The sequence below is a fragment of the Aliagarivorans taiwanensis DSM 22990 genome (assembly GCF_000429505.1).
GTDB classification, from domain to species: Bacteria; Pseudomonadota; Gammaproteobacteria; order Enterobacterales; family Celerinatantimonadaceae; genus Aliagarivorans; species Aliagarivorans taiwanensis.
Map to the genome: position 1 here is coordinate 137,417 of NZ_AUBZ01000005.1, position 25,712 is coordinate 163,128.

Sequence of the window (25,712 nt, forward strand, 5' to 3'; positions counted from 1 at the left end):
CTTGGCGTTCAGCTTTCGCTTAAACTGGCATGCTCATTATTTCTTTGAAGGCTTCCATAGCCTTGTTGCGCACTTGAACCGTTGCTTCAAATGCCACACTGGATTTCTGGGCTGCAACCATGACATCACCAATCGATACGCTACGGTCACCCATATCGAAACGGGTACGCAGGTCGTTGGCTTGTCCCTGTAAGTTGTTCACGTTGTTGATGGCATCGCGTAGCAGGTTGCCAAAGGTTTCGTGGCTGCGATTAACTTGCAGGTCCTGACCTTGACCAAGGCCGGGAAGGTCTTGGCTTGGCGCCACATTTCGTAGCTCTTGTCCCATTGCCTGAAGTTCGCTAAATAACTGATTTTGCTTAATTTGCATGATAGTTCCTTGATCGCCAATTTACCGACGTGTTTTATTTTTATTGGGTATAAAGCAAGAGGTAAGCCAGATTGCGAGGAACTACTGCTATTTTGTTTCTATTGGACACTTGTTAGGCGTTTTGCGTTACTTTCCAGTGCCGCATCGTTGAGGTAGCGTGATGCGAAGTCACGCTCGGAGATCGGTTTGGAGAACAAAAAGCCCTGCGCCCACTCACAGCCGATAACGGCGGCCAAATTTGCTTGAGCCTGGGTCTCCACCCCTTCGATAAGCACCTTGTAATTCATGCTTTTAGCAATCATCACCATCGCCTTCACGATGTGCTGATCGCTGATGTTCTCATCGATTTCCGAGATAAACGCGCGGTCGATCTTCAGCAGGGTCACCGGTAGGTGCTTGAGATACGCCATGGAGGAATAACCGGTGCCAAAATCGTCGATAGCAATACCAAAGCCCGCATTTCGCATCCGTTGGATACTACTTTTCGCTTCGCTAGGCTGCTCCATCATCGCCGACTCGGTGATCTCGATACACACACGCTGCGGGTTAATCTGCCACTTCTTGGCATAGCTGATGGCAATGCGCTCAGCGTGACCCAGCGATACGGTTGATGCAGAGAAGTTCACCGACAGCTTAAAATCCGCCGGCAGGCGCTGACTTAGCCGCGCCAACAACTGCATGGAACGCTCGAACACCCAACGGTCCAATTGCAACACCAAGCCAGTTTCTTCGGCCACCGGCACAAACTCCGCCGGTGAGATTGACCCACTGGCAGTGAACCAGCGCACTAGCACCTCGGCACCTATCAAGCGCCTGGAGTCTAAGCAAAACTGAGGCTGCAGGTAGAGGGTAAGCTCATCGTTCTCGATAGCCTTACGCAGGCGCGACTCTAGGGTCAGACGCATCATACCGGTCTGACTCAAGCTGGAGTGGTAGGCACAGACGCTGCTTTCATGCTTGACTGCATGACTGAGTGCGATATAGGCGTGGCCCAGTAACACGTCGGCACTGAGCGCTTCGGTTTGCGGGTTGTAACTGGCATAACCGACGTGGCAGCGGGTTAGTAGCTGCAGCTGTTCTAAACGCAGCCATCCACGACAGGTCTGGATAATCAGCTTGGAAAGCGACTGAAGCTTGTCTTCTTCAAGTACCGCCGGGAGCAACACCACAAAATAATGGTGGTGCCAGAAGGCCAGCGTGGCATCGGGATAGCGTTGTTTAATCCGCATATTGACCCGCTTGGCATAGGCCTCTTTGGCGGCTTCACCCAGGCGTTGGCCAAAGTTCTCGTAGATCTCTTCCTGTCTGGGGAAATCGAACATCAACACCGAGATCGGTTTGGCGGCGACCAAATGGTCTTCCAGCATCTGGGTCAGCATATGCCGGTTGGGCAAGCCGGTCGAATCGTCGTGGGTTTTCCAGTGCTCCAGCTGCGCTTCCAAGCTTTGGCTATGGGCGCGTTGGCGTCGCAGACTGCGGCGATTAAACAGCCAAATCAGTATAAGGGCCAGTATGCTACAGAGCACCATAATAATTCTGGTCACTGGCAGGGTCATGCCTGTTTCTTGAGTAGGGTTTTGCGAGAGCCAGTAATCGTAGCGCTGCTCAAAATGACTATCAGGTAGGGTCGCGATGCCGCGATTGAGCAGGTTGAGTAAGATCTCATGCTCATCGGCCACAGCAAAACGGTGATACTCCGGCTCGGCAAGCTCCAGGCTCTGTTGAAAACGCCACTGTAGGTTGCTGCGCAAGCGCTGGTTGACCTCATCGCTGCCGCCAAGCACGGCTTGGGCTTCGCCGGTTACAACCGCGCCGAGTGCTTGCTGCACATTGCTGAAGCTATGGACTTTAATATCAGGGAACTGCACAAACAGGCGCTCTTGCGCGGCGCTTCCCTCTACCACTGCCACCACGCGCCCAGACAGGCTTTCAAGCTGGGTAATTCGCGGCGCATCGAGCAGGTTAAACAGCGCTATCGGCTGACCAACGGTGGGGCGAGCATAGTGCACAAAGGGAGACAAACGGCGATGCTGCGGGCCACTGGCAAGCATGTCAACGCGCCCCTGTTGCAGCGCTAAAATGGCGTCGGCCAAACTGTCGTAAGGACGATAGCGAAGGGTTATCTGACTGAGGTTGGCAACGTGGGAAAGCAGTTCGGGCGCATAGCCCTGAGGATTGAGCTGACCATCGATAAATTCCAGCGGACCTCGCTGTGAAACGATTGCAACGTCCACTACCGGGTTGCTGTTAAGCCAACGGTATTCCTGTTTATTTACGACAAACGTTGATGCCGATGCGATGTGTATCAGCGATGCTGCAACTAAGGCAACCCACCTAACGACGCTTAACACAAGCTACTTCTTTCCCAAAAAATTTACCGACTAAAAATTCATCAATAGTGATTTTTGTTGTAACTACCGACCTGAATTAGCTCACTTTAACCGATAAAAAACCAGAAATCAGCGCTTAGTGCGATTAACTGCGCATTTTAAGATCTGGCGCGGATATTTTTCATCTTGCCCTGCTGAAAAAGGGCCTGATATTCTTCACTCCAGATCAGTGCCTGGCGGTTGAACTCTTCAACTTGTTCGTAACTTAACATCAATTGACGCGATGCTCTCTCAGTCAGATACCACTGCCCTTCCTCATAGCGACGGATGGTTTCGAGCATGTTTCGCAGTGGGCTCGCTTCGTCTTTCAACAAGGCATCACAGATCTCTTGATCCAATGGCAGACTGCTCAACAGATGCTCCAATGGCTTGTCTAAGATCGCATCAAGCAGTGAGAACAGGCCACAGATAAAAGCTTGCTCTTTGAGGGCCGGGAATTGCTTCTCGGCAACCAGCTCACAGAAGCGCGCGCGATGCACCGACAGACGCACCAGCTCCATGGGTTTGGTCGCGACGGTCATGGCACTGGCCAACAGATAAACTAACTTGCGCAGCTTGGCATTACCAATGTAAACCACCGCCTGCTTGATTGAGCGGATCTCATTGGTCGCTGGCAGCGAACCGGAGTTCACGAAACGCAGCAGCTTAAACGCCATCCCGGTATCGCGTTCAAAATACGACACGATGCGATTGATGTTGATGTCCTCTTTGGTGGCTTCCACCAACAGGTTGGACACCACCACATCGATCACTTCAACATCGCGATCGGAGTGGATCTCTGGCTTGCAAAAGAAATAGCCTTGGAAGAAATCAAAGCCCATGGCCATGGCTTGCTCTAGCTGCTCACGGGTTTCGACCCGCTCGGCCAACATCTTGATATTGCCGCGCGCCTTCACCTTGTCAAACCAACTGCCCATTTGGTCCATCGGGGTCTTCTGAATATCCACTTTGATCAGTGAGATAAACTTGAAAAAGCGTTGCCACTCGGGAGCGAAGCTAAAGTCATCAAGCGCGAGCTTATAGCCGCGGTGGAACAGTGACTGGCAGGTCTCGTAGACTTCATCGGTGGGTTGAGTATCTTCGAGGATTTCGATCACCACCTGGTCCGGTGGTAACAGCTGCGGTAGGCCTGAAAGCAGCGATTTTTCGGTAAAGTTAATCAGCGCACGCTTACCTTGAGTAACGGCGTTGATACCTTCATTTAATTGAGTCTGAAGGACCATGCGGGAGGTTGCGTGGTGAGGGTCGACACCTTTAGGAAAGACATTCTCCGGGCCATTGCGGAACAACAGCTCATACGCAACCACGCTCTGTTTGCGGTTAAACACCGCCTGGCGTGCTGTATATACTTTCATTAACCAACTTACCGTCATCTGCCAGTTTCAGGGGGAACCTGGCGCTGTAAAAAGGGGCATCTTTGTGCCCCTTTTTTATCATATTAACAATTAAGCCCCCAAATAGGGAAGTTTAATGGCTAAGTTTTTGTAAGCGCGAGAAATAATCTGGGAAGGTTTTAGAAGTACACGCAGGGTCATTGATCGTGACAGCAGTGTCACTTAGTGCAACCAGCGAGAAGCACATGGCAATTCGGTGGTCGTTATAAGTATCAATTTCGGCGTGTTTTAGGGATTTTGAAGGCGTAACCTCAATAAAGTCCTCACCTTCTACCACCGATACACCAAGCTTGCGCAGTTCAGTGGCCATCGCCGCCAAGCGATCGGTCTCTTTGACTCGCCAGTTATAGATATTGCGGATAGCGGTGGTGCCTTCGGCAAACAGCGCGGTGGTGGCAATGGTCATCGCCGCATCGGGGATATGGTTCATATCCATATCTACGGCTTTAAGCTCGCCTTGGCGGGCAATGATATAGTCATCGCCCCACTCAATATCAGCCCCCATCTTCTCTAGCACGTCGGCAAATTGCACATCACCTTGCATGGATTTACGACCAACGCCGGTCACCTTCACCTCACCTTTGATGGCGGCAGCTGCTAGGAAGTAAGAGGCCGATGAGGCGTCGCCTTCCACCAAGAAGTGCTCAACCGCTTGGTAGGTTTGCCCACCTTTGATCACGAAGCGCTGGTAGTCATGGTTCTCAACATCAACACCGAAGCTTGCCATGATCTTCAGAGTGATTTCGATGTAGGGCTTAGACACTAGCTCGCCGCTGATCTCCACCTCTAGATCTCCCTCGGCATAAGGCGCAGCCATCAAAAACGCTGTCAAGAACTGGCTGGATACCGAGCCATCGATGGTGACTTTGCCGCCTTTAAGCCCAGTACCGGTTATCTTGACCGGTGGGTAGTCTTCGTTTTTCAGGTACTCGACCTGCGCACCCGCTTGGCGCAGAGAGTCCACCAGCGCACCAATGGGACGCTCTTCCATACGCGGCTCGCCGGTCAAGGTGAACTCGCCCTGCCCCAAACAAAGCGCAGCGCAAAGTGGACGCATGGCAGTACCAGCGTTACCGAGAAACAGCTCTTGGGCCTCTTTACTGGAAAACGGTCGGCCCAAACCTTCCACTTTACAGGTGCGCTTATCATCGCTCAGCTGATAACTGACACCCAATGATTTCAGGGCGTTAAGCATATGGCGGATGTCATCGCTGTCGAGCAGGTTAGACAGCGTGGTGGTACCTTTGGCCAACGCGGCCAATAGCAGAGCGCGGTTTGACACACTCTTCGATCCAGGAAGGTTTACTTCCCCTTTTACCGCCGCAATCGGCTGTAAAGTTAATTGTTCCATGTAGGCATTTATCCTTGTTCGATCAGCAAGTCTAGGGCTTGCATAAAGCGTAGATTTTCATGTTGGGTGCCAATACTGACACGCAAGTACCCCGGCATGTTGTAGGCGCCAACCGGACGCACAATCACCCCTTGCTCAAGCAAGAATTGATAACAAGCCTGGGCATCGCCCTGCGGGGCGAGGAAGCTAATGAAGTTACCCTTGGATGGGATGTAGGTGATTTCGTGTTGCTCGAAATACTGCTCCAACGTCTCCATCTCGACCTGATTGAGCTTAACGCTCTCGGCAACGAAGGCTTGATCGGCCAATGCGGCTTGTGCCGCCGCCAGGCTCAAGCTGTTCACGTTAAACGGCTGGCGCAGACGGTTCATTAGATCGGCAATCTGCTCGCTGGAGATGGCATAGCCCACGCGCAACCCCGCCAGGCCGTAGGCCTTGGAGAAGGTGCGGGTAATCACCAGGTTCGGATACTCTGCCAACCACTTCACCGAGTCGATGCGTTCGGCATCAGACAGGTATTCGTTGTAGGCCTCATCGAGCACCACCAGAACGTTCTCCGGTACTTTCGCTAAAAACGCGGCGATGCTGTCAGCACTTAGAAAGGTACCGGTAGGGTTATTCGGATTGGCGATAAACACCATTCGGGTGTTTTCGGTAATCGCTGCGGCCATCGCATCTAAGTCATGGCCCCAGTCTTTTGCGGGCACCGCTACCGCTTTAGCGGCAATTGCTTGAGTTACCAAGGGATAGACCACGAAGGCATGGTCAGAGAACACCACCTCGTGCTCCGGGCTCACGAATACCCGGGCGATAAGCTCAAGCACATCGTTGGAGCCATTGCCGAGGGTCACTTGGCTCGGTTGAACATCCAAGAAGTTTGCCAAGGCCTGTTTTAAGTAGAAACCATTGGAGTCTGGGTAGCGAGCAATCTCACTGGTGGCATCAATAACCGCCTGTCTTGCCGCCTTGCTCATACCCAAGGGGTTTTCATTGGAGGCCAGCTTTACGATATCGGTAATCCCTAGCTCGCGCTCCAACTCCTCGGTGGGCTTACCGGCTTGATAAGGATGCAGCCCTTGAATACCAACATTTGCCAATGCTTTGAAATCGATAGTCACGGTTATCTCCTAGCCCTTGCGCTTCTCAAAGTCAGCCATAAAGTCGACCAGCGCCTGCACGCCCTCAAGTGGCATGGCGTTGTAGATAGAGGCGCGCATACCGCCGACAATGCGGTGACCTTTCAGCGTGAGCAGGCCAGCGGCGGCAGACTCTTTCAGGAAGTCAGCGTTCAAGGCCTCATCGGCCAACTGGAACGGTACGTTCATCTTCGAGCGATAGGCGGGTGCTACGCCATTGCGGTAAAAACTGCTGTTATCGATGGCGTTGTACAGTAGCTCGGCTTTGGCTTGGTTCAGTTTAGCCACAGCATCCAAGCCGCCCAATTGCTTAAGCCACTTGAATACCAAGCCCGCCAGATACCAGGCATAAGTTGGCGGGGTATTGTACATCGAGCCAGATTTGGCCAAGGTGGCATAGTCCATAATCGAAGGCGTGTGGATGTTAGCCTTACCCAGTAAGTCTTCACGAACAATCACAATCGCCAAGCCAGATGGGCCGATGTTCTTTTGCGCGCCGGCATACACCACACCAAAGCGGCTGATATCTAGAGGCTGGGACAGAATAGTGGATGAGAAGTCGCCCACCAGTGGCAGCTCACCAACGCTTGGGATCTCATCGATGGCGATACCTTCGATGGTTTCATTGGGGCAGTAATGCAGGTAGGCAGAGTCCTCATCAAACTGCCAGTCACTGCTCGGCAACACCGCAATGCGGCCTTGCTCATCGCTGGTGAGGGCATCAAATTCGCTGATTTCGGCGTACTTCTGCCCTTCGTCAACGGCGCTCTTCGACCACTGGCCGGTGGTGATAAAGCTGATGGATTGCTTGTCGCCCAGCAGGTTAAGTGGCGCCGCTGCAAACTGACCACGGCCACCACCTTGGCAGAACAGTACTTTGTAGTTGCTCGGCACATTGAGCAGATCGCGTAGGTCTTGCTCGGCTTGCTCGGCCATTGCGATGTAATCGGCGCTGCGATGGCTGATCTCCATCACCGACACGCCCATCTCTTGCCAGTTAGTAAATTCTTGTTGTGCTTGTTGCATCACCGCGGCTGGCAGCATCGCTGGACCGGCGCAGAAATTGAAAACCTTGCTCATTATGTTGTGACCCCCTGTCTACTTCTTATCAATACGAATAGGCCATTCGTTGCAATCTTACGGTCAGGCGACAGTATGCCCGACTTGTACTTAAAAACTGTATTTGTATCAGAAGCGGTATTTGTATTAGAAATAAAACGAGCGGCCAAGGCCGCCCGTTTATGATTATGCTTCTGGTTCGCTCGGCGGCGCATCGCCACCTTCAGCCGCATCGCCGTCAGCCTCGGGTGCCGCTGGCACTTCGCCTTCGCCCTCACCGTCAACTAATGCGTCGTCGAGTTCTTCCTCTTCGACTTCATCGATACGCTGCAGACCCACTACGTGCTCATCGTCACTGGTGCGAATCAAGGTCACGCCTTGGGTGTTACGGCCAACCCGAGAGACTTCGCCAACACGGGTACGTACCAAGGTGCCCGCATCGGTGATCATCATAATCTCGTCACCTTCGGCCACTTGTACCGCGCCAACGACCGAGCCATTACGCTCGCTCACCTTAATTGAAACCACACCTTGAGTGGCACGGCTCTTAGCTGGGTACTCAGTGATCTCGGTACGCTTACCATAGCCGTTTTCGGTCACCGTCAGGATATCGCCATCGCCATTTGGCACGATCAGCGACACCACTTTCTGGCCATCGGCTAGCTTGATACCGCGAACACCGGCCGCCGTACGGCCCATTGGACGCAGGGCAAACAGCTCTTCGCCAGTCTCAGGGTCGCGTTTCACTTCACCGGTTTCGCTGTCACGCAGCTTCTCGTTGAAGCGCACCACTTTACCGGCGTCTGAGAACAGCATGATGTCGCTCTCGCCATCGGTTAGCGCCACACCGATTAACTGATCATCTTCGTTCAAGTTAATCGCGCGGATACCGCTAGATAGCGGACGGCTGTAAGCACTTAATGGAGTTTTCTTCACCGTACCGTTGGCGGTAGCAAACAGGATGAACTTGTCATCGGCATATTCGCGTACCGGCAGAATCGCGGTGATACGCTCATCGGCTTCCAGCGGCAGCAGGTTCACAATTGGCTTACCACGGGCCTGACGACTGGCCAGTGGCAACTGGTAGACTTTCTGCCAGTACACCTTACCGGCGCTAGAGAAGCACAGAATGGTGTCGTGGGTGTTGGCCACCAGCAGACGCTCAATAAAGTCTTCATCCTTCATCTTGGTGGCTGATTTACCCTTACCGCCACGGCGCTGGGCTTCGTAATCCGCCAAAGCTTGGTACTTGACGTAGCCTGCGTGTGACAGGGTCACTACCACGTCTTCTTCGTTGATCAAGTCTTCCAGCGAGATATCGGCGCTGTTGGCAGAGATCTCGGTGCGTCGATCATCGCCGAACTGATCTTTCACTTCTACCAGCTCATCGCGGATCACTTCCATCAAGCGCTCTGAGCTGTTCAGGATGTGCAGCAACTCAGCGATTAGCTCAAGCAGGCCCTTGTACTCATCAAGGATCTTCTCGTGCTCAAGACCGGTTAGCTTGTGCAGACGCAGGTCCAAGATAGCTTGGGCTTGGGTCTCGGTCAGATAGTACAGGCCGTCACGGATACCATACTGCGGCTCCAGCCAATCTGGGCGGGCAGCATCGTCGCCGGCGCTCTCCAGCATGGCTTTCACACCGCCGAGTTCCCAACCACGGGCCACCAACGCGGCTTTCGCTTCGCTTGGGGTTGGCGAGGTTTTAATAAGCTCAATGATCTCGTCGATATTTGCCAGTGCAATCGACAGACCTTCCAGGATATGGGCGCGGTCGCGGGCTTTGCGCAACTCGTACACAGTGCGACGAGTCACTACTTCGCGGCGGTGACGGACAAAGCACTCTAGCATCTCGCGCAGGTTGAACACTTTAGGCTGACCATTATCCAGCGCCACCATGTTCATACCGAACGATACTTGCATCTGGGTTTGTGAGTACAGGTTGTTCAGTACCACTTCACCCACGGCATCGCGCTTGAGTTCGATAACGATGCGCATGCCGTCTTTGTCTGACTCATCGCGTAGCGCGCTAATGCCTTCAATCTTCTTGTCTTTAACCAGCTCGGCAATCTTCTCGATCAGACGCGCCTTGTTCACCTGATACGGGATTTCGTGAACCAAGATGGTCTCTTTGCCTTCTTTACTGGTGACTACCTCCGCCTTGGCACGGATAGATACCTTGCCACGGCCAGTGCGGTAAGCCTGAATCACGCCAGCACGGCCGTTGATGATACCTGCGGTCGGGAAGTCCGGCGCCGGGATGTAATCCATCAACTCATCTATGGTGATCTCAGGGTTTTCGATCATCGCCAAGCAACCGTTAACCACTTCGTTAAGGTTGTGTGGTGGAATGTTGGTCGCCATACCTACGGCGATACCCGATGAACCGTTAACCAGCAGGTTAGGAATGCGGGTAGGCAATACCTCAGGAATGCGCTCAGTGCCGTCGTAGTTGGGCACGAAGTCAACGGTTTCTTTGTCTAAGTCAGCCAGCAGCGAGTGTGCCAGCTTGGCCATACGAATTTCGGTATAACGCATTGCCGCTGCAGAGTCGCCGTCGACCGAACCGAAGTTACCTTGGCCGTCGACCAGCATGTAGCGCAGGGAGAAAGGCTGGGCCATGCGCACAATGGTGTCATATACCGCGCTGTCACCGTGGGGGTGATATTTACCGATTACGTCACCGACCACACGGGCAGATTTCTTGTAGGGCTTGTTCCAATCGTTGCCCAGTACGTTCATCGCGTACAGCACCCGACGATGCACCGGCTTCAAACCATCGCGGACATCTGGCAGGGCGCGTCCTACAATCACGCTCATCGCATAATCAAGATACGAACTCTTTAGCTCGTCCTCGATATTGATGGGTGTGATCTCTTTTGCAAGATCGCTCATAGAAGACTAAATCCTTCCTTTTTATTGCTTTCGTACTATTACTCAGCGTAATCGCAAACTTTACCATAATTAGCGATGCGTAACAGGCACATATTTCGTGATTGAACTGAAAATATTGAAAAACTAAACACAGACCCGCAAACTGAGAGTTCGGTCCGCACTCTTCTTCGTATTCATGCACGCGGTACCTAAGGAACACGGTTGTAAAAGATGGACACTACAGAACATTCGAGTAATGTCGACCACGACGAAATTGCCCACTTTGCCTCACTCGCGGCCCGTTGGTGGGATGAAAACGGTGAATTTCGCACTTTACATCAGATAAACCCGCTCCGATTAGACTATATCGAAGCGGCCAGCAACGGGCTGTTTGGCAAGCGCGTTGCCGACATAGGCTGCGGCGGCGGCGTGTTGGCCGAGAGTATGGCCAGGCGCGGCGCCAAGGTGCTGGGTATCGACATGGGTCAGGAGCAGATCGAGGTGGCGAAACTGCACGCGCTGGAGACTGGCACCAAGCTTGAGTACCAGCAAAGCACCGCCGAAGCGATTGCCGAGCTGCACGCCGGCGAGTTTGATGTGGTCACCTGTATGGAGATGCTCGAGCATGTCCCCGATCCATCCTCAGTGGTGGCGGCCTGTGCCAAGCTGGTTAAACCCGGCGGCGCGGTGTTTTTCTCCACCATTAACCGCAACCTCAAAGCCTACGCGATGATGATTGTCGGCGCCGAGAACATCGCCAAGATCGTCCCCAAAGGCACTCACAGCTACGATAAGTTCATTCGCCCCTCAGAGCTCTTGGCGTGGTGCGATCAGCAGCAGCTCAACTGCCAGGACCTGAGTGGCGTGCGCTATCTACCGGTATTAGAGAAAGCAAGCCTAAGCCGGGATGTTAGCGTTAACTACATGACTCATCTCACCAAAGTCGAACAGGCTTGAACGGCGCAGTTCGAAAATGGCGCAGTTCGAAAATAACGCTTGGTAACTCGCAGCAGCGACACAAGGAAGTAAGCAATGGCAACGCAAGCGGTTTTGTTTGACCTCGATGGCACCCTGCTCGACACCGCGCCGGATATGCGCGATGCCGCCAATGCGGTGCTCTGCTCACTCGGTTATCCGGTGATTTCCATGGAGACCGCCCGCCAGTACAGCTCAGATGGCTCACTTGGCCTGCTGCAGCAAGGGCTAGGTGACGACTACTCACGGTTTGCAGCAAGCGAGCTGCGCCAGCACTTCCTCGACGCCTATCAACTGCAGCTAAATCGTGCCACTCGCTTGTTCCCCGGTATTGAGCACTGCCTGAACTGGCTGATAGCGATGGGGATCCCTTGGGGCGTTGTGACCAACAAACCTGCCCGCCCGACCCATGCACTGCTGACCGATTTTGCCATCTTTAAGCAGGCTGCGGTGGTGATTGCTGGCGATACCTTAGATAAACGCAAGCCCCACCCCAAACCGCTGCTACATGCCGCCGAGCAGATCGGCGTGGCACCCTCGGCCTGCAGTTACTTTGGCGACGCCGAGCGTGATATCCAGGCCGCGAATGCGGCTGGCATGACATCGGTGGTGGCACTGTGGGGATATTTGCGCGAAGACAGCGGGGTTAACGACTGGCAAGCTCACCATCAGTGCGCGACAAGTGAGCAGTTAAGTCATTGGATTGAACAAACTTTAACACTTTAACGACAGCCGTGAATTTTTGATAAAAAATTTAGCTTTCGTGATCGCTCCCTAAATTTGACCCACGTCAATTTGCAGCTCCCGCGTCGCCCAAGGAGCCATTGGTTAGCGAACACTAACCAATTAAATTTATCCTCCAGTTATACACAGATTTCACACCGCGGCATCCCCTTGCTAAAGACGCCAAACCTCATTATCTTGTATTCAGAAATGAAAAAAACACTATATGTTGTGGGTCGCTTATCAGTGACCCACAATTCGTAAGGATATTCAGGACACTCCATGAACGACAATCTGCTAGTCACCAAGCGTAACGGTCAAAAGGAAGCCATCGACCTCGATAAAATCCACCGAGTCATCTCCTGGGCTGCTGAAGGGCTCGACAAGGTTTCGGTATCTCAGGTCGAACTCAAGTCTCACATCCAGTTCTATGAAGGCATTGCCACTAAAGACATCCACGAGACCATTATCAAGGCCGCCGCTGACCTTATCTCTCAGGAAACCCCAGACTACCAATATCTGGCCGCGCGACTAGCCGTATTCCACCTACGTAAAAAGGCCTATGGCCAGTTTGAGCCACCGACGCTCTACGATCATGTGGTGAAGCAGTGTGAAGCAGGCCGCTACGACATGCACCTGCTCAAAGACTACACCCCGGAAGAGTTCGCTCAGATGGACGAGTTTATCGACCACTGGCGCGATATGAACTTCTCTTACGCAGCAGTGAAACAGCTGGAAGGTAAATACTTGGTGCAAAACCGAGTGACCGGCGAAGTGTTCGAGAGCGCTCAGTTCCTGTACATCCTGGTCGCCGCCTGTCTGTTCGCCCATTACGACAAGTCAGTGCGCCTTGACTACATCCGCCGCTTCTACGATGCCACCTCGCTGTTTAAGATCTCATTGCCAACGCCGATTATGTCGGGCGTGCGCACCCCAACTCGCCAGTTCAGCTCCTGTGTACTGATTGAGTGTGGTGACAGCCTGGATTCTATCAACGCCACCGCGTCAAGCATCGTGACCTACGTAAGCCAACGCGCCGGTATCGGCATTAACGCCGGTCGTATCCGTGCGCTGGGTAGCGAGATCCGTGGCGGTGAAGCCTTCCACACCGGCTGTATACCTTTCTATAAGTACTTCCAGACCGCGGTGAAATGCTGCTCACAAGGCGGGGTACGTGGCGGCGCAGCCACCCTGTTCTACCCGTTCTGGCATTTGGAAGTGGAATCACTGATGGTGCTTAAGAACAACCGCGGCGTTGAAGACAACCGAGTTCGTCATATGGACTATGGCGTACAGCTAAACCGCCTGATGTACCTACGCTTGGTTGAAGGCGGCGACATTACCCTGTTCTCGCCAAGTGACGTACCGGGCCTGTACGATGCCTTCTTTGAAGACCAAGACGAGTTCGAGCGCCTGTACAAGCTCTATGAGCAAGACAGCAGCATTCGCCAGCAGAAGGTGAAAGCGGTTGAGCTGTTCTCGCTACTGATGCAAGAGCGCGCCTCCACCGGCCGTATCTACATCCAGAACGTGGACCACTGTAATACCCGCAGTGCCTTTGATGCCAAGCAAGCGGCAGTGCGCCAGTCGAACTTGTGTATGGAGATCACCCTGCCAACCAAGCCGCTGGAGCACGTGCATGATGAAAACGGTGAGATTGCCCTGTGTACCCTAAGCGCCTTTAACCTGGGCGCGCTGGAGTCTCTGGATGAACTGGAAGAGCTTAGCGAGCTGGCCGTACGCGCCCTCGACAGCCTGCTCGATTACCAAGACTACCCAGTACTGGCGGCGAAGAAAGGCTCCGATGCCCGCCGCACCTTGGGCATAGGCGTGATTAACTACGCCTACTACTTGGCGAAGAACGGCGTGCGCTACAGCGATGGCAGCGCCAATGGCCTGACTCACCGCACCTTTGAAGCGATTCAGTACTACCTATTGAAGGCTTCAATGAATCTGGCCAAAGAGCAAGGCGCTTGTCCGCTGTTCAATGAGACCAACTATGCCAAGGGCCTGATGCCTATCGATACCTACAAACGCTCGCTAGATAAGATCTGTGATGAGCCATTGCATCTGGACTGGGACGGCCTGCGTAAAGAGATTATGCAACACGGTTTGCGGAACTCGACCCTGTCGGCACTGATGCCATCAGAGACCTCGAGTCAGATCTCCAATGCCACCAACGGCATTGAGCCTCCGCGCGGTTACGTGAGCGTAAAAGCCAGTAAAGACGGCATTATGAAACAGGTGGTGCCAGAGTTTGACCGCCTGCATAACAACTATGAGCTGCTGTGGGATATCCCCAACAACGATGGCTACCTGCAGCTGGTTGGCGTTATGCAGAAGTTTGTCGACCAAAGTATTTCAGCCAACACCAACTACGATCCGGCGCGCTTTGCCGACGGCAAGGTACCGATGAAGCAACTGATTGGCGACCTGCTAACCGCCTATCGCTACGGTGTGAAGACGCTGTATTACCATAACACCCGTGATGGCGCGAAAGACCAGCACGAATTGGCCAACAAGCCAGAACCAGAAGATGACGACTGCGCCGGTGGCGCCTGCAAAATCTAGGCAACTGAGAACCGAGAATAACTAGGACGCAAGCATGAGCTATTCAATTTTTACCCAACAAGCGAATGACGCCACCAAAGAGCCGATGTTCTTCGGCCAGCCGGTTAACGTTGCCCGTTACGATGTTCAGCGCCACGAGATCTTCGAGAAGCTGATTGAGAAACAACTGTCGTTCTTCTGGCGCCCAGAAGAGGTGGATGTAAGCCGCGATCGCATCGACTTCAACGCCCTGCCCGCCCACGAGCAGCATATCTTCTTGAGTAACCTCAAGTACCAAACCCTGCTCGACAGCATTCAGGGCCGCTCGCCCAACGTCGCGCTGCTGCCATTGGTCTCCTTGCCGGAGCTGGAAACTTGGATTGAAACCTGGGCCTTTAGCGAAACCATTCACTCGCGCTCTTACACCCACATTATCCGCAATGTGATGAACAACCCTTCCGAGGTGTTCGACGACATTCTGGAGAATGAAGAAATCATCAAGCGCGCCAATGATATTGCCGGTTACTACGATGATCTCATCCAACACACCTCGCTGTACCACCTGTATGGCGAAGGCGAGCATGTGGTCGATGGCGAAACCATTAGCGTGACCAAGCGCGAGCTGAAAAAGAAGCTCTACCTGTGCCTGATGTCGGTGAACGTACTGGAAGCTATCCGCTTTTATGTTAGCTTCGCCTGCTCGTTTGCCTTTGCCGAGCGTGAGCTGATGGAAGGTAACGCCAAAATCATCAAGCTGATCGCCCGTGACGAAGCGCTGCACCTCAGTGGCACCCAACACATGCTCAACCTAATGCGCGAAGGCAAAGACGACCCAGAGATGGCCGAGATTGCCAAAGAGTGTGAGGTTGATGCGTGGCGCCTGTTTACCGACGCCGCCGAGCAAGAAAAACAGTGGGCCAAGTACCTGTTCAAAGACGGCTCAATGATTGGCCTGAACGAAGAGATCCTGTGCCAGTACGTGGAGTACATCACCAACCAACGTATGCAAGCGGTTGGCCTGCACCCATGCTTTGAAGAGCGCTCTAATCCGATCCCATGGATTAATGCCTGGCTGGTATCCGACAACGTGCAGGTTGCACCGCAAGAAGCCGAGATCAGCTCTTACCTGGTCGGTCAGATCGACGCAGCCATCGCCGCCGATGATTTCGAAGATTTCGAGCTGTAATGAGCAAACGCACTGAAGGCCGCGTGATTGCCGGAGGTATTGAGGTCGTGGTGGATGCCCACCACGACAGCATCCTCAGCGCCCTCGAAGAAGCCGGCTTTGCCCCCGAATACCATTGCCGGGAAGGTGTCTGTGGCGCCTGCCGCTGCACCCTCGAATCCGGCGAAGTAGAGTACCAGCAAACGCCGCTGGCCAATGTGCCGCCCGGTCAGGTGCTCAGCTGCTGTAGCCGCCCTAAAGGCACCGTGACCCTCAAAGAGCGCCCACCGCTAAAACCGCGTATCGCCTCCTGAACTGCGATTTACTTGAGCCAGACTTAAGTTTTTAATGATTCGACAGATATACTAGGCATACCTTTGGCAACCACTCTCGTTTCATGACTCGTTCGATTACTGCTGTTACCACCGGCGTGCTATTACTGTGCTGCTCTGTTGCGGCCTATGCCTGGTTTAGTAAATCCAACAACTTCACCGAGCCACAGATCTGCCGCGCCACCATCGCCACTGCCAGCTATGTGCGCCAGCTGGGCGAAGTCACCGCAGTGAACGCCGATCAAGGCCTCTACCAAATCGACAACCAAGGGGCGAGCCGTCAAGTTACTTGTAGCATCTCTGAGCTAAGCGTTTATCTCGACCAACAATCCAGTTGGCAGTATCGGGTGGAGCGCGGGCAACTACAGATCATTGAGGTCAAGCCCAACCTGCCGCTGCGGGTGCGCCAGTTTAATGAAGCCCAGTTAACCCACCCCAAGGTAAGCCTCTCCCAGCACAATCTGCCCAACGCCTTTTTGGAGATGTTTGGTGAAGGATACGACACCGATCAACTGGTGCAACACAGCGTAGCCCTGCTCAAAGCGAACCATATCTGTGGTGAACTGGACGAGCTGCAGCTACTTGAAGAGAGCGAGCAAAGCGATGCCGATTTCCGCGCCCAAGCGCGTCTGCTACAGCCATACGTACTGCATATCGTGCAAACCAGCGATATCCCTACCGAGATGAGTATGGAAGTGCGCCAACAGATCAATCGTTTCGCTCAGGATTATCACGAAAACACACCACGAATATTGGAGTGGCTTAGCCAAAGCGAGTCGGCCATGCCGCTGGATCAACGCTTGCTAGCGTTCCATTTAGGCGATCTCGCAAAAGAGAATCGTCAACTACGCTTGCCAAACACGTGTCAAGAAGTCGTGTTACAATCAAAAGAACTTGGACAAACTTTGTAGATTTATCTACTAAATATCAGCTAAAGTACTGATTGATAGCATTATAATGATAAGGGAGAACGGTAAATGGTCACTGACAGCGATGGTTACGTAGACCTTATTAACTTTTTAGCAGATAACTTGGCCATATTTGAGAAGACCCAGCCGCATCAGAATCCGTTGACGGTGTGTGACTATGTCTCGGAAAAGCTCTCAGAGAGCGTGATGCTGGTGTGCCGTCAACACGAACACCTTGAAAGCGACCATCGCTTTATCGTTATCCGCGAGATCGACGCCATTGTGAATGATTTGGAACAGGTGTTATCCAGCGTGTGGATGAAGAGCCCCACCCAGCAACAGCAGCAGTTTATCGATGAGTTTGTCGGCCTTATCAAGAACATGTTCGACAACGAACTCATCGCTCTCGACCCTATCTAAGCTTCACCTTTAAAGCAACGCATAGTCTCCCGCTCACTCGCTGAGCGGCCGGATCCCCTGCAACAAGTTAAAACAACTGTCTTTGGCGATTTGCAAGAAGGCCCCAATGTAGGGACTCTCGGCATCATCGCTACGCACCGCAGCATATAGCCCCTGCCACAGTTCCTGCTCGCCCAGCGATTTAACCGCCACGTAGCCCTTGGCCTGATAGTCTACCAACGCCCAATTAGGCAGCACCGCCACCCCGCGCCCACTGGCCACCAACTGCATCATAACCAATGTCATATCCACATGACGGATCGCCTTAGGCTTAATCCCTGCCGGGCCTAAAAACAGCTGAAAGACATCCAGTCGCTCACTGTCTACGGGGTAAGAAATCAGCGTTTCGTTGGCTAAATCGGCCGGCTCAATCACCGGTTTATCGGCTAGAGGATGGTCCGGCGCTAACGCCAACATCGGCATATAGCTAAACAACGGCTGGTACTGGATGCCCTCGAGCTGATCGCAGGTTGAGGTAATCACCAGATCTAACTCGCCGGCCTGCAGCTCGGGTAGAGGCTCGAAGCTAAAGCCAGAGCTAAAGTCCAGCTCCACGTCGGGCCACAGCGCGCGGTATTGGTCGATGGCGGGCATCAACCAGTTGAAGCAGCTGTGGCACTCTAGCGCCAGATAAAGCCGCCCCGCCTCACCGCCCACCAGGCGGCGCAACTCAGCCTCGGTTTGCTGCACCTGTGCCAGTACTGAATCAGCCAACTCCAACACGCGCAGCCCTGCCATGGTAAAGCGCAGCGGCTTGGTCTTACGGACAAACAGCTTTGCCCCGACACGACTTTCCAACTCTTTGATTTGATGAGATAAAGCAGATTGAGTCATGCACAGGCGCTGAGCCGCTTCGCTAAGCGAGCCCCCCTCGCGCAAGGCGCGCACACTATGTAGATGTTTAAGTTCGAGCATCCTGACTCAACCCCTTGTGACACTAGGCGCTCTAGCATGTAGACCAAGCACCAAGAAAAAACGCTGCAAGCGCTTGTGCGGCTTGCATGAAATCCTAAAACAGCGCTTAATAGTGCAATAACTAAGGATCAAATAACAACATGCAACATATTGAAAAATCTCACAAGCTAGACAATGTCTGCTACGACATTCGGGGACCGGTGCTCAAGCAAGCCCGCCGCCTCGAAGAAGAAGGCCACCGGGTACTCAAACTCAATATCGGCAACCCCGCCCCATTCGGCTTTGAAGCGCCGGATGAAATTCTGGTAGACGTAATCCATAACTTGCCAACCGCCCAAGGCTACTGCGACTCCAAGGGCCTGTTCTCCGCGCGTAAAGCGGTCATGCATCACTACCAGTTGCATGGCCTGCGCAGCGTAACGCTGGATGACATCTATTTGGGTAACGGCGTGAGCGAGCTGATCGTGATGGCGATGCAGGCCCTGCTGAATAACGGCGACGAGATGCTGATCCCCTCTCCGGACTATCCACTGTGGACCGCCGCAGCCACCCTGGCCGGCGGCAAGCCGGTTCACTACGTGTGTGATGAGCAAAGCGACTGGTTCCCGGATATTGAAGATATTCGCAGCAAGATCACCCCAAGAACCAAGGGCTTGGTGATCATCAACCCGAACAACCCCACCGGCTCGGTGTATAGCCGTGAGATTTTGCTGGAGCTGGTCGAGTTGGCCCGTCAGCACAACCTGATCCTGTTTGCCGATGAGATCTACTCCAAGGTCATCTACGACGAGGCGCAGCACATCCCGCTATCGACCCTGTCGGACGACGTACTCACCGTTACTTTTAACGGCCTGTCCAAAGCCTACCGAGTATGTGGATTCCGCTCCGGCTGGATGGTGGTCTCCGGGCCCAAGCAGCGCGCCAGCGACTACATAGACGGCCTCGATATGCTGGCCTCAATGCGCCTTTGTGCCAACGTGCCAGTGCAGCATGCCATTCAAACCGCGCTAGGTGGCTATCAAAGCATCAACGAGCTGATCGTTCCCGGCGGACGACTGCATGAGCAGCGCCTCAAGGCTTGGCAGCTACTCAATGACATCCCCGGGGTGAGCTGCGTGAAGCCGCGCGGTGCGATGTACCTGTTCCCCAAGCTGGATGTGAAGAAGTTTAACATCCAAGACGACCAGCAGTTCGCCCTCGATCTGCTGCAGCAAGAGAAGATCTTGGTGGTACAAGGCACCGGCTTTAACTGGCACAAGCCCGATCACTTCCGGATCGTGTTCCTGCCACGCGAGCAGGAGCTGACCGACGCCATCACCCGAATTGGCACCTTCCTCGAAGGATATCGCCAGGGCAGTAACTAGCGGAGACATGCATGGAAGTACTGAGTGGACAACCCGGCGCGGCGCGCTATAGCGAAGAACAGCACAAACGCCATAGGGACCTGCGCAGCCCCTGGCAACGCGACCGAGCGCGGGTCCTCCACTCAGCGGCCTTCCGCCGCTTGCAGAACAAAACTCAGGTATTGGGTGTCGGTGATAACGACTTTTACCGCACCCGTCTCACCCACTCTTTGGAAGTGGCACAAATCGGCACTGGCATCGTCTCCCAGCTGCGCGCCAGCCAGCCCGATCAGCAGCCGCTGTTGCCCAGCCAGAACTTAATCGAAGCACTGTGCCTGGCCCACGACATTGGCCACCCGCCGTTCGGCCACGGCGGCGAAGTCGCACTCAACTACATGATGCGCGAGCATGGCGGCTTTGAAGGCAATGCGCAAACCTTGCGTATTCTCACCAAGCTGGAGCCCTACACCCGCAACTTTGGCATGAACCTGTGTCGCCGCAGTTTACTGGGGGTCATGAAGTATCCCTGCCTGATCAGCGAGCTGGAACGGGAGCCCAAGCCGAAACCGGCCGAGAACTTCCGCCAGCTTAAAGTGGGCGAATGGAGCCCCGCCAAGGGCATCTACGATGATGACCTCGCCGTCTATCAATGGATACTCGCCCCCTTATCCGAGTCCGATCGCGCATTGTTTACCTCTCACGAGCTACGCCAAACCGGTCAGCACCGCCGCAGCCGTTTCAAGTCCTTAGATTGCTCAATCATGGAGCTGGCCGATGATATCGCCTACGGCGTACACGATTTGGAAGATGCGGTAGTGCTAGGGATCGTCCACCAAAGCGACTGGCAGTTAATGGTTGCCGAGCCGATGAGTAAGATCTCAGACTGTTGGCTGGCCGAAGAGATCGCCTCACTGGGTGAGCTGCTGTTTAGTGACCACCACTATGAGCAGAAAGAAGCCATCGGCTGCCTGGTGAATGCCTTTATCACCGCCATCGGCTTGGAGCGACAAGGCTGCTTCGACGAGCCATTGCTCGACTGGCAAGCCTGCCTGGCCCCACCCATGGCGCAAGCGCTGGACATTCTCAAGCGCTTTGTTCTGAACTACGTCATCCAAACTCCACAGATAGAGATTGTGCGCTTTAAAGGTCAGCAGATCGTGATGGAGCTCTACCAAGCTTTTGCCAGCGACCCCGAGCGACTACTGCCGCTGAATACCCGTAGCCGTTGGAAAATCGCCGCCGAGAGCAACTGTCAATCACGCGTTATCAGTGACTACATCGCAGGTATGACCGACGACTACGCCCAGCGGCTCTATCAAAAGATGTTCTAGGGCTTTTGCTGCACGTTTAGTCAGCATGTGAAGTCCTGCACACTTCCCCGCTTAGCCAGCGATTTATTGTTAGGCTTTGATAAGTATCAAGTTGTAATCCGTAACGCCTTCTACAGTTAAAGTGTAACCGTTGCTTGTGAGGGACCTTCTATGATTACCGTTGCGGATATTATGACCAGTAATCCCCATACCGCCCGCCCCGACAGCTCACTCGCCGAGGCGAGGCAGTTGCTGCGTAGCCACGGTTTTCGTCACCTGCCGGTTACCGACGAGCAGGGTCAGCTGCTCGGCATCGTCTCTGAGCGAAACCTGCTCGCAGCTCAGGAATCGAGCCAAACCAAAATGTCCCACGAACAGCGCACCGAGCAAGAGCTGAGTATCGACCTTCGTCAGCTGATGGTGGAGAAGGTCTACACTGTCTCTCCGCAAGCCTCAGTGGAAGATGCAGCCCGCTACCTGGAAGAGCATAAGATTGGCTGCCTACCCGTACTTGAGGACCGACAATTGGTAGGGATCATCACCGATACCGACTTTGTTGGCGTGGCAATCACCTTGCTCGAGTTGATGCGCGAGCAAGAACCCCTCTAGCTAAATAGAGTAAATGCACATAAAAGATCCTGTAATTATTGGATCAGTTGTTAGCTAAAAAAGCAGCGTAAAGCCGCCTTTTTCTCCACTCTCGTGTAAATTTGTAACAATTACCGCTTGATATGTGACTGACATCACATTAAACTTACAGCCGTAGAATCAATGGTGACATTGCACTGTAACCGATTTTTCAGGGTTCGCTAATCGCCCTTGCTGTACTTGCCCTTTGTGACAGTATGTATTAGTCATTCCTTATGTCTTTTTAATCCAGCCGTTTTGGTTGGATTTTTTTTGCCTGAAATTTATACCAATCCATATAGGTAAGTGATCAGAGATTGCGCAGGGAAAATCATTGAGGACGAGGAAGCGCTTGCCGTAACTAGTGGGCTAATTACAAAAGCGTTGACGCTGTGATCAATGATTTTAACTAGCAAGAATGAGCAGTTACCTATATGGATTGGTATTAACCCGGTCGATCGAGATTACAGCCTGTCATTGGCCGCAACGCTGTGCTAACGTCGCCCCATTCGCAGTAAGCCCAGTTTTCCACAGTACTATGTATCAGTTAATCCAGCAGATTATCCCACGCGGCGCTCAATTTATGCTGCTCTCTTCCTTAGGTTTTGCGCTGATGGCGGCCTGCGTCAAGCTGCTTAGCAGCCAAGGCATCCCAGTGTTTGAGATCGTCGCCGCGCGTGCGCTGGTGTCACTGGTTCTCAGTTATGCCGATGTGCGGCGCAAACGTATCTCGGTGTTTGGTCACAACCATCTGCTACTGTTCGCCCGTGGCGCAGTCGGCACCTTAGCGTTAATCTGCGTGTATTACGCGGTAACCGTGCTACCGCTGGCGGAAGCCACTATCTTGCAATACCTCCACCCGGTGTTTACCGCTCTGCTCGCGTTGCTGTTTCTTAAAGAACGGGTACACCTGTCAACCCTGCTTTGCGTAGCGTTCTCACTGGCAGGTTTGTATGTGATGGTGGGCCCATCGCTATCCAGTGATTACGTCAGCGAGCTCCCCCTACTTGGGGTTGGACTGGCGGTACTAGGCGCCTTTGGTAGCGCGGTGGCCTATGTGATTGTGCGCCAGTTAAGTAACCGAGAAGACGCCTCGGTGATTATCTTCTACTTCCCGCTAGTTGCTTTGCCAGTATCGCTACTGCTGATGGGCAAAGACGCCACGCTGCCAACGCTGTCGCAAGTGGTACTGCTGATTATGGTGGGTATCTTCACCCAAATCGGGCAGATCGGTCTGACCAAGGCGATGCAAACCTTAACGGCCGCCAAGGCAACTGCCTTTGGCTACATCCAGATCGTGTTCTCGATTGTATTGGGCATTGTGTTGTTTGCCGAAGCGCCAGCCGCCAGCACCTATGCGGGCGGAGCATTGATTGTTTTGGGGGCTATGGCTAACCTTTTTGGCAGCACACTTAGCACCAAGATGCGCGCGAGCAAACGCTAGCAGCGCTAAACCGAGTGCCAACCGGCAGAGCTATCCATCATGAACTACCTCGCCCACCTGCATATCGCCGCCCATACCCGCACCTCCTTGGTGGGGGCGTTTATGGGGGATTTTGTGAAAGGCCGGGCCTGGCAGCAGCTACCCGCGGAACTCGCGCAAGGCGTCCGCTTGCACCGCCATGTAGATAGCTGGATTGACCAGCGCTACCTCGACGCCCAACTGCCGCAGCTTTTTCCTGCACCGCTTAGGCGCTTTAGCACCATCGCACTCGATATCTACCTCGATTATCTGCTGTGCGCCCACTGACCACGTTTTCATCCGCAAGCGCTCAACGCCTTTATCGACCAAAGCTATGCGCAGCTAGCCAGCGCGACGCTTGAAGGGCGAGCCCTATATGTGCGAGATGCTCTAGTGGCAGGTGATTGGCTCGGCTACTACCGGACCCAAGCCAATATGGAATCGGTACTGCGCGGCGTCAGCAGCAGAATGCGCAGAGGCTTTGATGCCGCGGGCATGTACCAAGCTCTCGTCGACCAACATGCGCAAATTGAGAGGTTTTTCACCCATCACTACCCCCTGTTGCTGCAAGATTGTCGACAATATCTCGACGGCGAGTAACACAACAAAGGCAGCCACGAGGGCTGCCTTTTCTTTACTCCGCTACGAGCCGATTAAGCTTATCAGAACTGCTCTTCTTCGGTAGAGCCGGTCAATGCCGTCACTGAAGACTCGCCGCCTTGAATCACATTGGTGACTTGGTCGAAGTAGCCGGTGCCCACTTCTTGTTGGTGAGCCACAAAGGTGTAGCCACGCTCTGCTGCGGCAAACTCCTTCTCTTGGACCATCTCAACATAGTGGCGCATGCCTTCGCCTTGCGCGTAGTTGTGGGCCAAGTCGAACATGTTGTACCACATATTGTGAATACCGGCCAAGGTGATGAACTGGTACTTGTAGCCCATATCGCTCAAGGCCTGCTGGAAGCGGGCGATGGTTTCATCATCAAGGTTTTTACGCCAGTTGAACGATGGCGAGCAGTTGTAGGCCAGCAGCTGATTCGGGAACTTAGCGTGGATGGCATCAGCGAATTTACGCGCCTCTTCCAAACATGGTGTGGCGGTTTCACACCAAATCAGGTCAGCATACTCTGCATAGGCCAGTCCGCGGCTGATCGCTTGGTCGATGCCAGGTGTCACACGGTAGAAGCCTTCCGAGGTACGCTCGCCGGTGATGAACTCTGCGTCATAGGGGTCAACGTCGGAGGTCAACAAGTCAGCCGCGTTGGCGTCGGTACGGGCGATTACCAAGGTAGGTACATCGGCAACGTCAGCAGCGAAGCGGGCTGCAATCAGCTTTTGTACGGCTTCCTGAGTTGGTACTAATACCTTACCCCCCATATGACCGCATTTTTTCACTGACGCAAGCTGATCTTCAAAGTGCACTCCGGCGGCGCCAGCTTTAATCATCGACTTCATCAGCTCGAACGCGTTCAGCACCCCGCCAAACCCGGCCTCTGCATCAGCCACAATGGGGAGGTAGTAGTCGATACCGCCATTGGCAGGCGACAGACCATTTGCCCACTGGATCTGATCGGCGCGTTGGAAGGAGTTGTTGATACGCTCAACCACCTTCGGTACCGAGTCTACCGGGTAGAGGCTTTGGTCAGGATACATGCTTGACGCACTGTTGTTGTCGGCGGCGACCTGCCAGCCTGAGAGGTAGATGGCTTCGATACCCGCTTTGGCTTGTTGCACTGCCTGACCGCCAGTTAGCGCGCCCAAACAGTTAACATAGCCCTTCTTCGCTTGGCCATTGACCAGTGACCAGAGTTTCTCCGCGCCACGACGAGCAACGGTGTTTTCGGGAACGACGGAGCCGCGCAGCTTAACGACTTCTTCTGCAGAATATGTACGTTTTACCCCTTTCCAACGTGGGTTTTCTGCCCAATCTTTTTCCAACTCAGCAATTTGTTGCTCTCTTGATACTGTCATGTTCCATCCCTCGTATTCTGGTGTGGCTTCGGTCAGCAAAACTCTGCTGTCCTAAGCCGCTTTAATTACCTTGTAGTGGCACACTAAATTTGGCCACCTGATTAGAGGTGATATCATCGCCTCGCAACAATACAGGTGAACCATGACAAAACGTACCAGACCAACTTATAGTGCCGAGTTTCGGCTCGAATCAGCCCAGTTAGTTCTTGACCAAGGCTATAGTGTTCGTGAAGCTGCTGAAGCGATGAATGTGGGTAAATCCACCATGGATAAGTGGGTGAGACAGCTTAAAGATGAACGAGCGGGCAAATCCCCAAAGGCTTCTCCCATGACGCCGGAACAAGTCGAAATCCGGGAGCTAAAGAAGCAGCTTCGTCGTATCGAAGAAGAGAACACCAT

21 protein-coding genes and 1 pseudogene are annotated in these 25,712 nt (G+C 53.6%); 13 read left to right on the top strand and 9 right to left on the bottom strand.

What is annotated here, in order from left to right; all coding sequences use genetic code 11:
* Positions 1 to 19: 19 nt before the first annotated feature.
* The 7 genes from fliE to gyrA all read right to left on the bottom strand — a co-directional run bounded on the left by fliE (position 20) and on the right by gyrA (position 10,595).
* Positions 20 to 370 carry a flagellar hook-basal body complex protein FliE gene (gene fliE / locus G462_RS0105425; protein ID WP_026958096.1) on the bottom strand — a complete coding sequence of 117 codons (351 nt, stop codon included), beginning with the start codon at positions 368 to 370 and terminating at the stop codon, positions 20 to 22.
* Between the two features lie 98 nt (positions 371 to 468).
* Entirely contained in the window at positions 469 to 2,604 is a 2,136-nt protein-coding gene (locus tag G462_RS0105430) for a putative bifunctional diguanylate cyclase/phosphodiesterase (RefSeq protein ID WP_026958097.1), read from the bottom strand.
* A 254-nt stretch (positions 2,605 to 2,858) separates the two neighbouring features.
* Positions 2,859 to 4,115: an EAL and HDOD domain-containing protein gene (locus G462_RS21810; protein ID WP_051326551.1), complete on the bottom strand. Its 1,257-nt coding sequence runs from the start codon at positions 4,113 to 4,115 to the stop codon at positions 2,859 to 2,861.
* Between the two features lie 112 nt (positions 4,116 to 4,227).
* Positions 4,228 to 5,505 carry a 3-phosphoshikimate 1-carboxyvinyltransferase gene (aroA, locus tag G462_RS0105440; RefSeq protein WP_026958098.1) on the bottom strand — a complete coding sequence of 426 codons (1,278 nt, stop codon included), beginning with the start codon at positions 5,503 to 5,505 and terminating at the stop codon, positions 4,228 to 4,230.
* A gap of 8 nt (positions 5,506 to 5,513) precedes the next feature.
* A complete protein-coding gene (hisC, locus tag G462_RS0105445) occupies positions 5,514 to 6,623 on the bottom strand; it encodes a histidinol-phosphate transaminase (RefSeq protein WP_026958099.1) in 1,110 nt (369 codons plus the stop codon).
* Between the two features lie 9 nt (positions 6,624 to 6,632).
* Entirely contained in the window at positions 6,633 to 7,721 is a 1,089-nt protein-coding gene (serC, locus tag G462_RS0105450) for a 3-phosphoserine/phosphohydroxythreonine transaminase (protein ID WP_026958100.1), read from the bottom strand.
* 165 nt (positions 7,722 to 7,886) lie between these two features.
* Positions 7,887 to 10,595, bottom strand: coding sequence for a DNA gyrase subunit A (gyrA, locus tag G462_RS0105455; RefSeq protein ID WP_026958101.1), 2,709 nt, complete (start codon positions 10,593 to 10,595; stop codon positions 7,887 to 7,889).
* Between the two features lie 210 nt (positions 10,596 to 10,805).
* Between gyrA and ubiG the strand changes: the two genes are divergently transcribed.
* From ubiG to G462_RS0105490, 7 genes are all read left to right on the top strand, one after another.
* Positions 10,806 to 11,531, top strand: a complete 726-nt coding sequence (gene ubiG, locus G462_RS0105460) for a bifunctional 2-polyprenyl-6-hydroxyphenol methylase/3-demethylubiquinol 3-O-methyltransferase UbiG (RefSeq protein WP_026958102.1) — start codon at positions 10,806 to 10,808, stop codon at positions 11,529 to 11,531.
* Positions 11,532 to 11,606: 75 nt separating this feature from the next.
* Positions 11,607 to 12,275: a phosphoglycolate phosphatase gene (gph, locus tag G462_RS0105465; RefSeq protein WP_026958103.1), complete on the top strand. Its 669-nt coding sequence runs from the start codon at positions 11,607 to 11,609 to the stop codon at positions 12,273 to 12,275.
* Between the two features lie 279 nt (positions 12,276 to 12,554).
* Positions 12,555 to 14,843 carry a class 1a ribonucleoside-diphosphate reductase subunit alpha gene (gene nrdA / locus G462_RS0105470; RefSeq protein ID WP_026958104.1) on the top strand — a complete coding sequence of 763 codons (2,289 nt, stop codon included), beginning with the start codon at positions 12,555 to 12,557 and terminating at the stop codon, positions 14,841 to 14,843.
* A gap of 34 nt (positions 14,844 to 14,877) precedes the next feature.
* The gene (nrdB, locus tag G462_RS0105475; protein WP_026958105.1) at positions 14,878 to 16,008 is read left to right on the top strand and encodes a class Ia ribonucleoside-diphosphate reductase subunit beta; all 1,131 of its coding nucleotides are present in this window, start codon (positions 14,878 to 14,880) and stop codon (positions 16,006 to 16,008) included.
* Complete coding sequence (gene yfaE, locus G462_RS0105480; protein WP_051326552.1) at positions 16,008 to 16,301, top strand: class I ribonucleotide reductase maintenance protein YfaE; 294 nt, start codon at positions 16,008 to 16,010, stop codon at positions 16,299 to 16,301. Before nrdB ends, yfaE begins: the two co-directional genes overlap by 1 nt.
* Positions 16,302 to 16,384: 83 nt before the next feature.
* Positions 16,385 to 17,230 carry a hypothetical protein gene (locus tag G462_RS0105485; RefSeq protein WP_026958107.1) on the top strand — a complete coding sequence of 282 codons (846 nt, stop codon included), beginning with the start codon at positions 16,385 to 16,387 and terminating at the stop codon, positions 17,228 to 17,230.
* 66 nt (positions 17,231 to 17,296) lie between these two features.
* Positions 17,297 to 17,647, top strand: a complete 351-nt coding sequence (locus tag G462_RS0105490) for a DUF3802 family protein (protein WP_026958108.1) — start codon at positions 17,297 to 17,299, stop codon at positions 17,645 to 17,647.
* A 33-nt stretch (positions 17,648 to 17,680) separates the two neighbouring features.
* Here G462_RS0105490 and G462_RS0105495 read toward each other — a convergent pair whose 3' ends face one another.
* Complete coding sequence (locus G462_RS0105495) at positions 17,681 to 18,601, bottom strand: LysR family transcriptional regulator (protein ID WP_026958109.1); 921 nt, start codon at positions 18,599 to 18,601, stop codon at positions 17,681 to 17,683.
* Between the two features lie 140 nt (positions 18,602 to 18,741).
* Between G462_RS0105495 and G462_RS0105500 the strand changes: the two genes are divergently transcribed.
* From G462_RS0105500 to G462_RS25105, 5 genes and pseudogenes are all read left to right on the top strand, one after another.
* Complete coding sequence (locus G462_RS0105500; RefSeq protein WP_026958110.1) at positions 18,742 to 19,965, top strand: pyridoxal phosphate-dependent aminotransferase; 1,224 nt, start codon at positions 18,742 to 18,744, stop codon at positions 19,963 to 19,965.
* Between the two features lie 11 nt (positions 19,966 to 19,976).
* Positions 19,977 to 21,275, top strand: a complete 1,299-nt coding sequence (locus tag G462_RS0105505; RefSeq protein WP_026958111.1) for an anti-phage deoxyguanosine triphosphatase — start codon at positions 19,977 to 19,979, stop codon at positions 21,273 to 21,275.
* Between the two features lie 150 nt (positions 21,276 to 21,425).
* Positions 21,426 to 21,863: a CBS domain-containing protein gene (locus tag G462_RS0105510; RefSeq protein ID WP_026958112.1), complete on the top strand. Its 438-nt coding sequence runs from the start codon at positions 21,426 to 21,428 to the stop codon at positions 21,861 to 21,863.
* 556 nt (positions 21,864 to 22,419) lie between these two features.
* Positions 22,420 to 23,325: a DMT family transporter gene (locus G462_RS0105515; RefSeq protein ID WP_026958113.1), complete on the top strand. Its 906-nt coding sequence runs from the start codon at positions 22,420 to 22,422 to the stop codon at positions 23,323 to 23,325.
* A 39-nt stretch (positions 23,326 to 23,364) separates the two neighbouring features.
* Positions 23,365 to 23,943: pseudogene (locus G462_RS25105) on the top strand (acyl carrier protein phosphodiesterase).
* Positions 23,944 to 24,005: 62 nt separating this feature from the next.
* On the opposite strand, the gene aceA reads toward G462_RS25105, so the two are convergent.
* Positions 24,006 to 25,313 carry an isocitrate lyase gene (gene aceA / locus G462_RS0105530; RefSeq protein WP_026958115.1) on the bottom strand — a complete coding sequence of 436 codons (1,308 nt, stop codon included), beginning with the start codon at positions 25,311 to 25,313 and terminating at the stop codon, positions 24,006 to 24,008.
* A gap of 142 nt (positions 25,314 to 25,455) precedes the next feature.
* On the opposite strand from aceA, the gene G462_RS0105535 reads away from it, so the two are divergent.
* Positions 25,456 to 25,712 (top strand): IS3 family transposase (locus tag G462_RS0105535; protein WP_026958116.1); only part of this gene is annotated, 257 nt, incomplete at its 3' end.

Coding starts and splice junctions, on each gene's coding strand:
- G462_RS0105505 (WP_026958111.1), top strand. CDS start 19,977: ATGGAAGTACTGAGTGGACAACCCGGCGCGGCGCGCTATAGCGAAGAA.
- G462_RS0105510 (WP_026958112.1), top strand. CDS start 21,426: ATGATTACCGTTGCGGATATTATGACCAGTAATCCCCATACCGCCCGC.
- yfaE (WP_051326552.1), top strand. CDS start 16,008: ATGAGCAAACGCACTGAAGGCCGCGTGATTGCCGGAGGTATTGAGGTC.
- G462_RS21810 (WP_051326551.1), bottom strand. CDS start 4,115: ATGAAAGTATATACAGCACGCCAGGCGGTGTTTAACCGCAAACAGAGC.
- G462_RS0105490 (WP_026958108.1), top strand. CDS start 17,297: ATGGTCACTGACAGCGATGGTTACGTAGACCTTATTAACTTTTTAGCA.
- ubiG (WP_026958102.1), top strand. CDS start 10,806: ATGGACACTACAGAACATTCGAGTAATGTCGACCACGACGAAATTGCC.
- fliE (WP_026958096.1), bottom strand. CDS start 370: ATGCAAATTAAGCAAAATCAGTTATTTAGCGAACTTCAGGCAATGGGA.
- G462_RS0105500 (WP_026958110.1), top strand. CDS start 18,742: ATGCAACATATTGAAAAATCTCACAAGCTAGACAATGTCTGCTACGAC.
- nrdB (WP_026958105.1), top strand. CDS start 14,878: ATGAGCTATTCAATTTTTACCCAACAAGCGAATGACGCCACCAAAGAG.
- nrdA (WP_026958104.1), top strand. CDS start 12,555: ATGAACGACAATCTGCTAGTCACCAAGCGTAACGGTCAAAAGGAAGCC.
- G462_RS0105485 (WP_026958107.1), top strand. CDS start 16,385: ATGACTCGTTCGATTACTGCTGTTACCACCGGCGTGCTATTACTGTGC.
- aceA (WP_026958115.1), bottom strand. CDS start 25,313: ATGACAGTATCAAGAGAGCAACAAATTGCTGAGTTGGAAAAAGATTGG.
- gyrA (WP_026958101.1), bottom strand. CDS start 10,595: ATGAGCGATCTTGCAAAAGAGATCACACCCATCAATATCGAGGACGAG.
- serC (WP_026958100.1), bottom strand. CDS start 7,721: ATGAGCAAGGTTTTCAATTTCTGCGCCGGTCCAGCGATGCTGCCAGCC.
- gph (WP_026958103.1), top strand. CDS start 11,607: ATGGCAACGCAAGCGGTTTTGTTTGACCTCGATGGCACCCTGCTCGAC.
- G462_RS0105515 (WP_026958113.1), top strand. CDS start 22,420: ATGTATCAGTTAATCCAGCAGATTATCCCACGCGGCGCTCAATTTATG.
- aroA (WP_026958098.1), bottom strand. CDS start 5,505: ATGGAACAATTAACTTTACAGCCGATTGCGGCGGTAAAAGGGGAAGTA.
- G462_RS0105495 (WP_026958109.1), bottom strand. CDS start 18,601: ATGCTCGAACTTAAACATCTACATAGTGTGCGCGCCTTGCGCGAGGGG.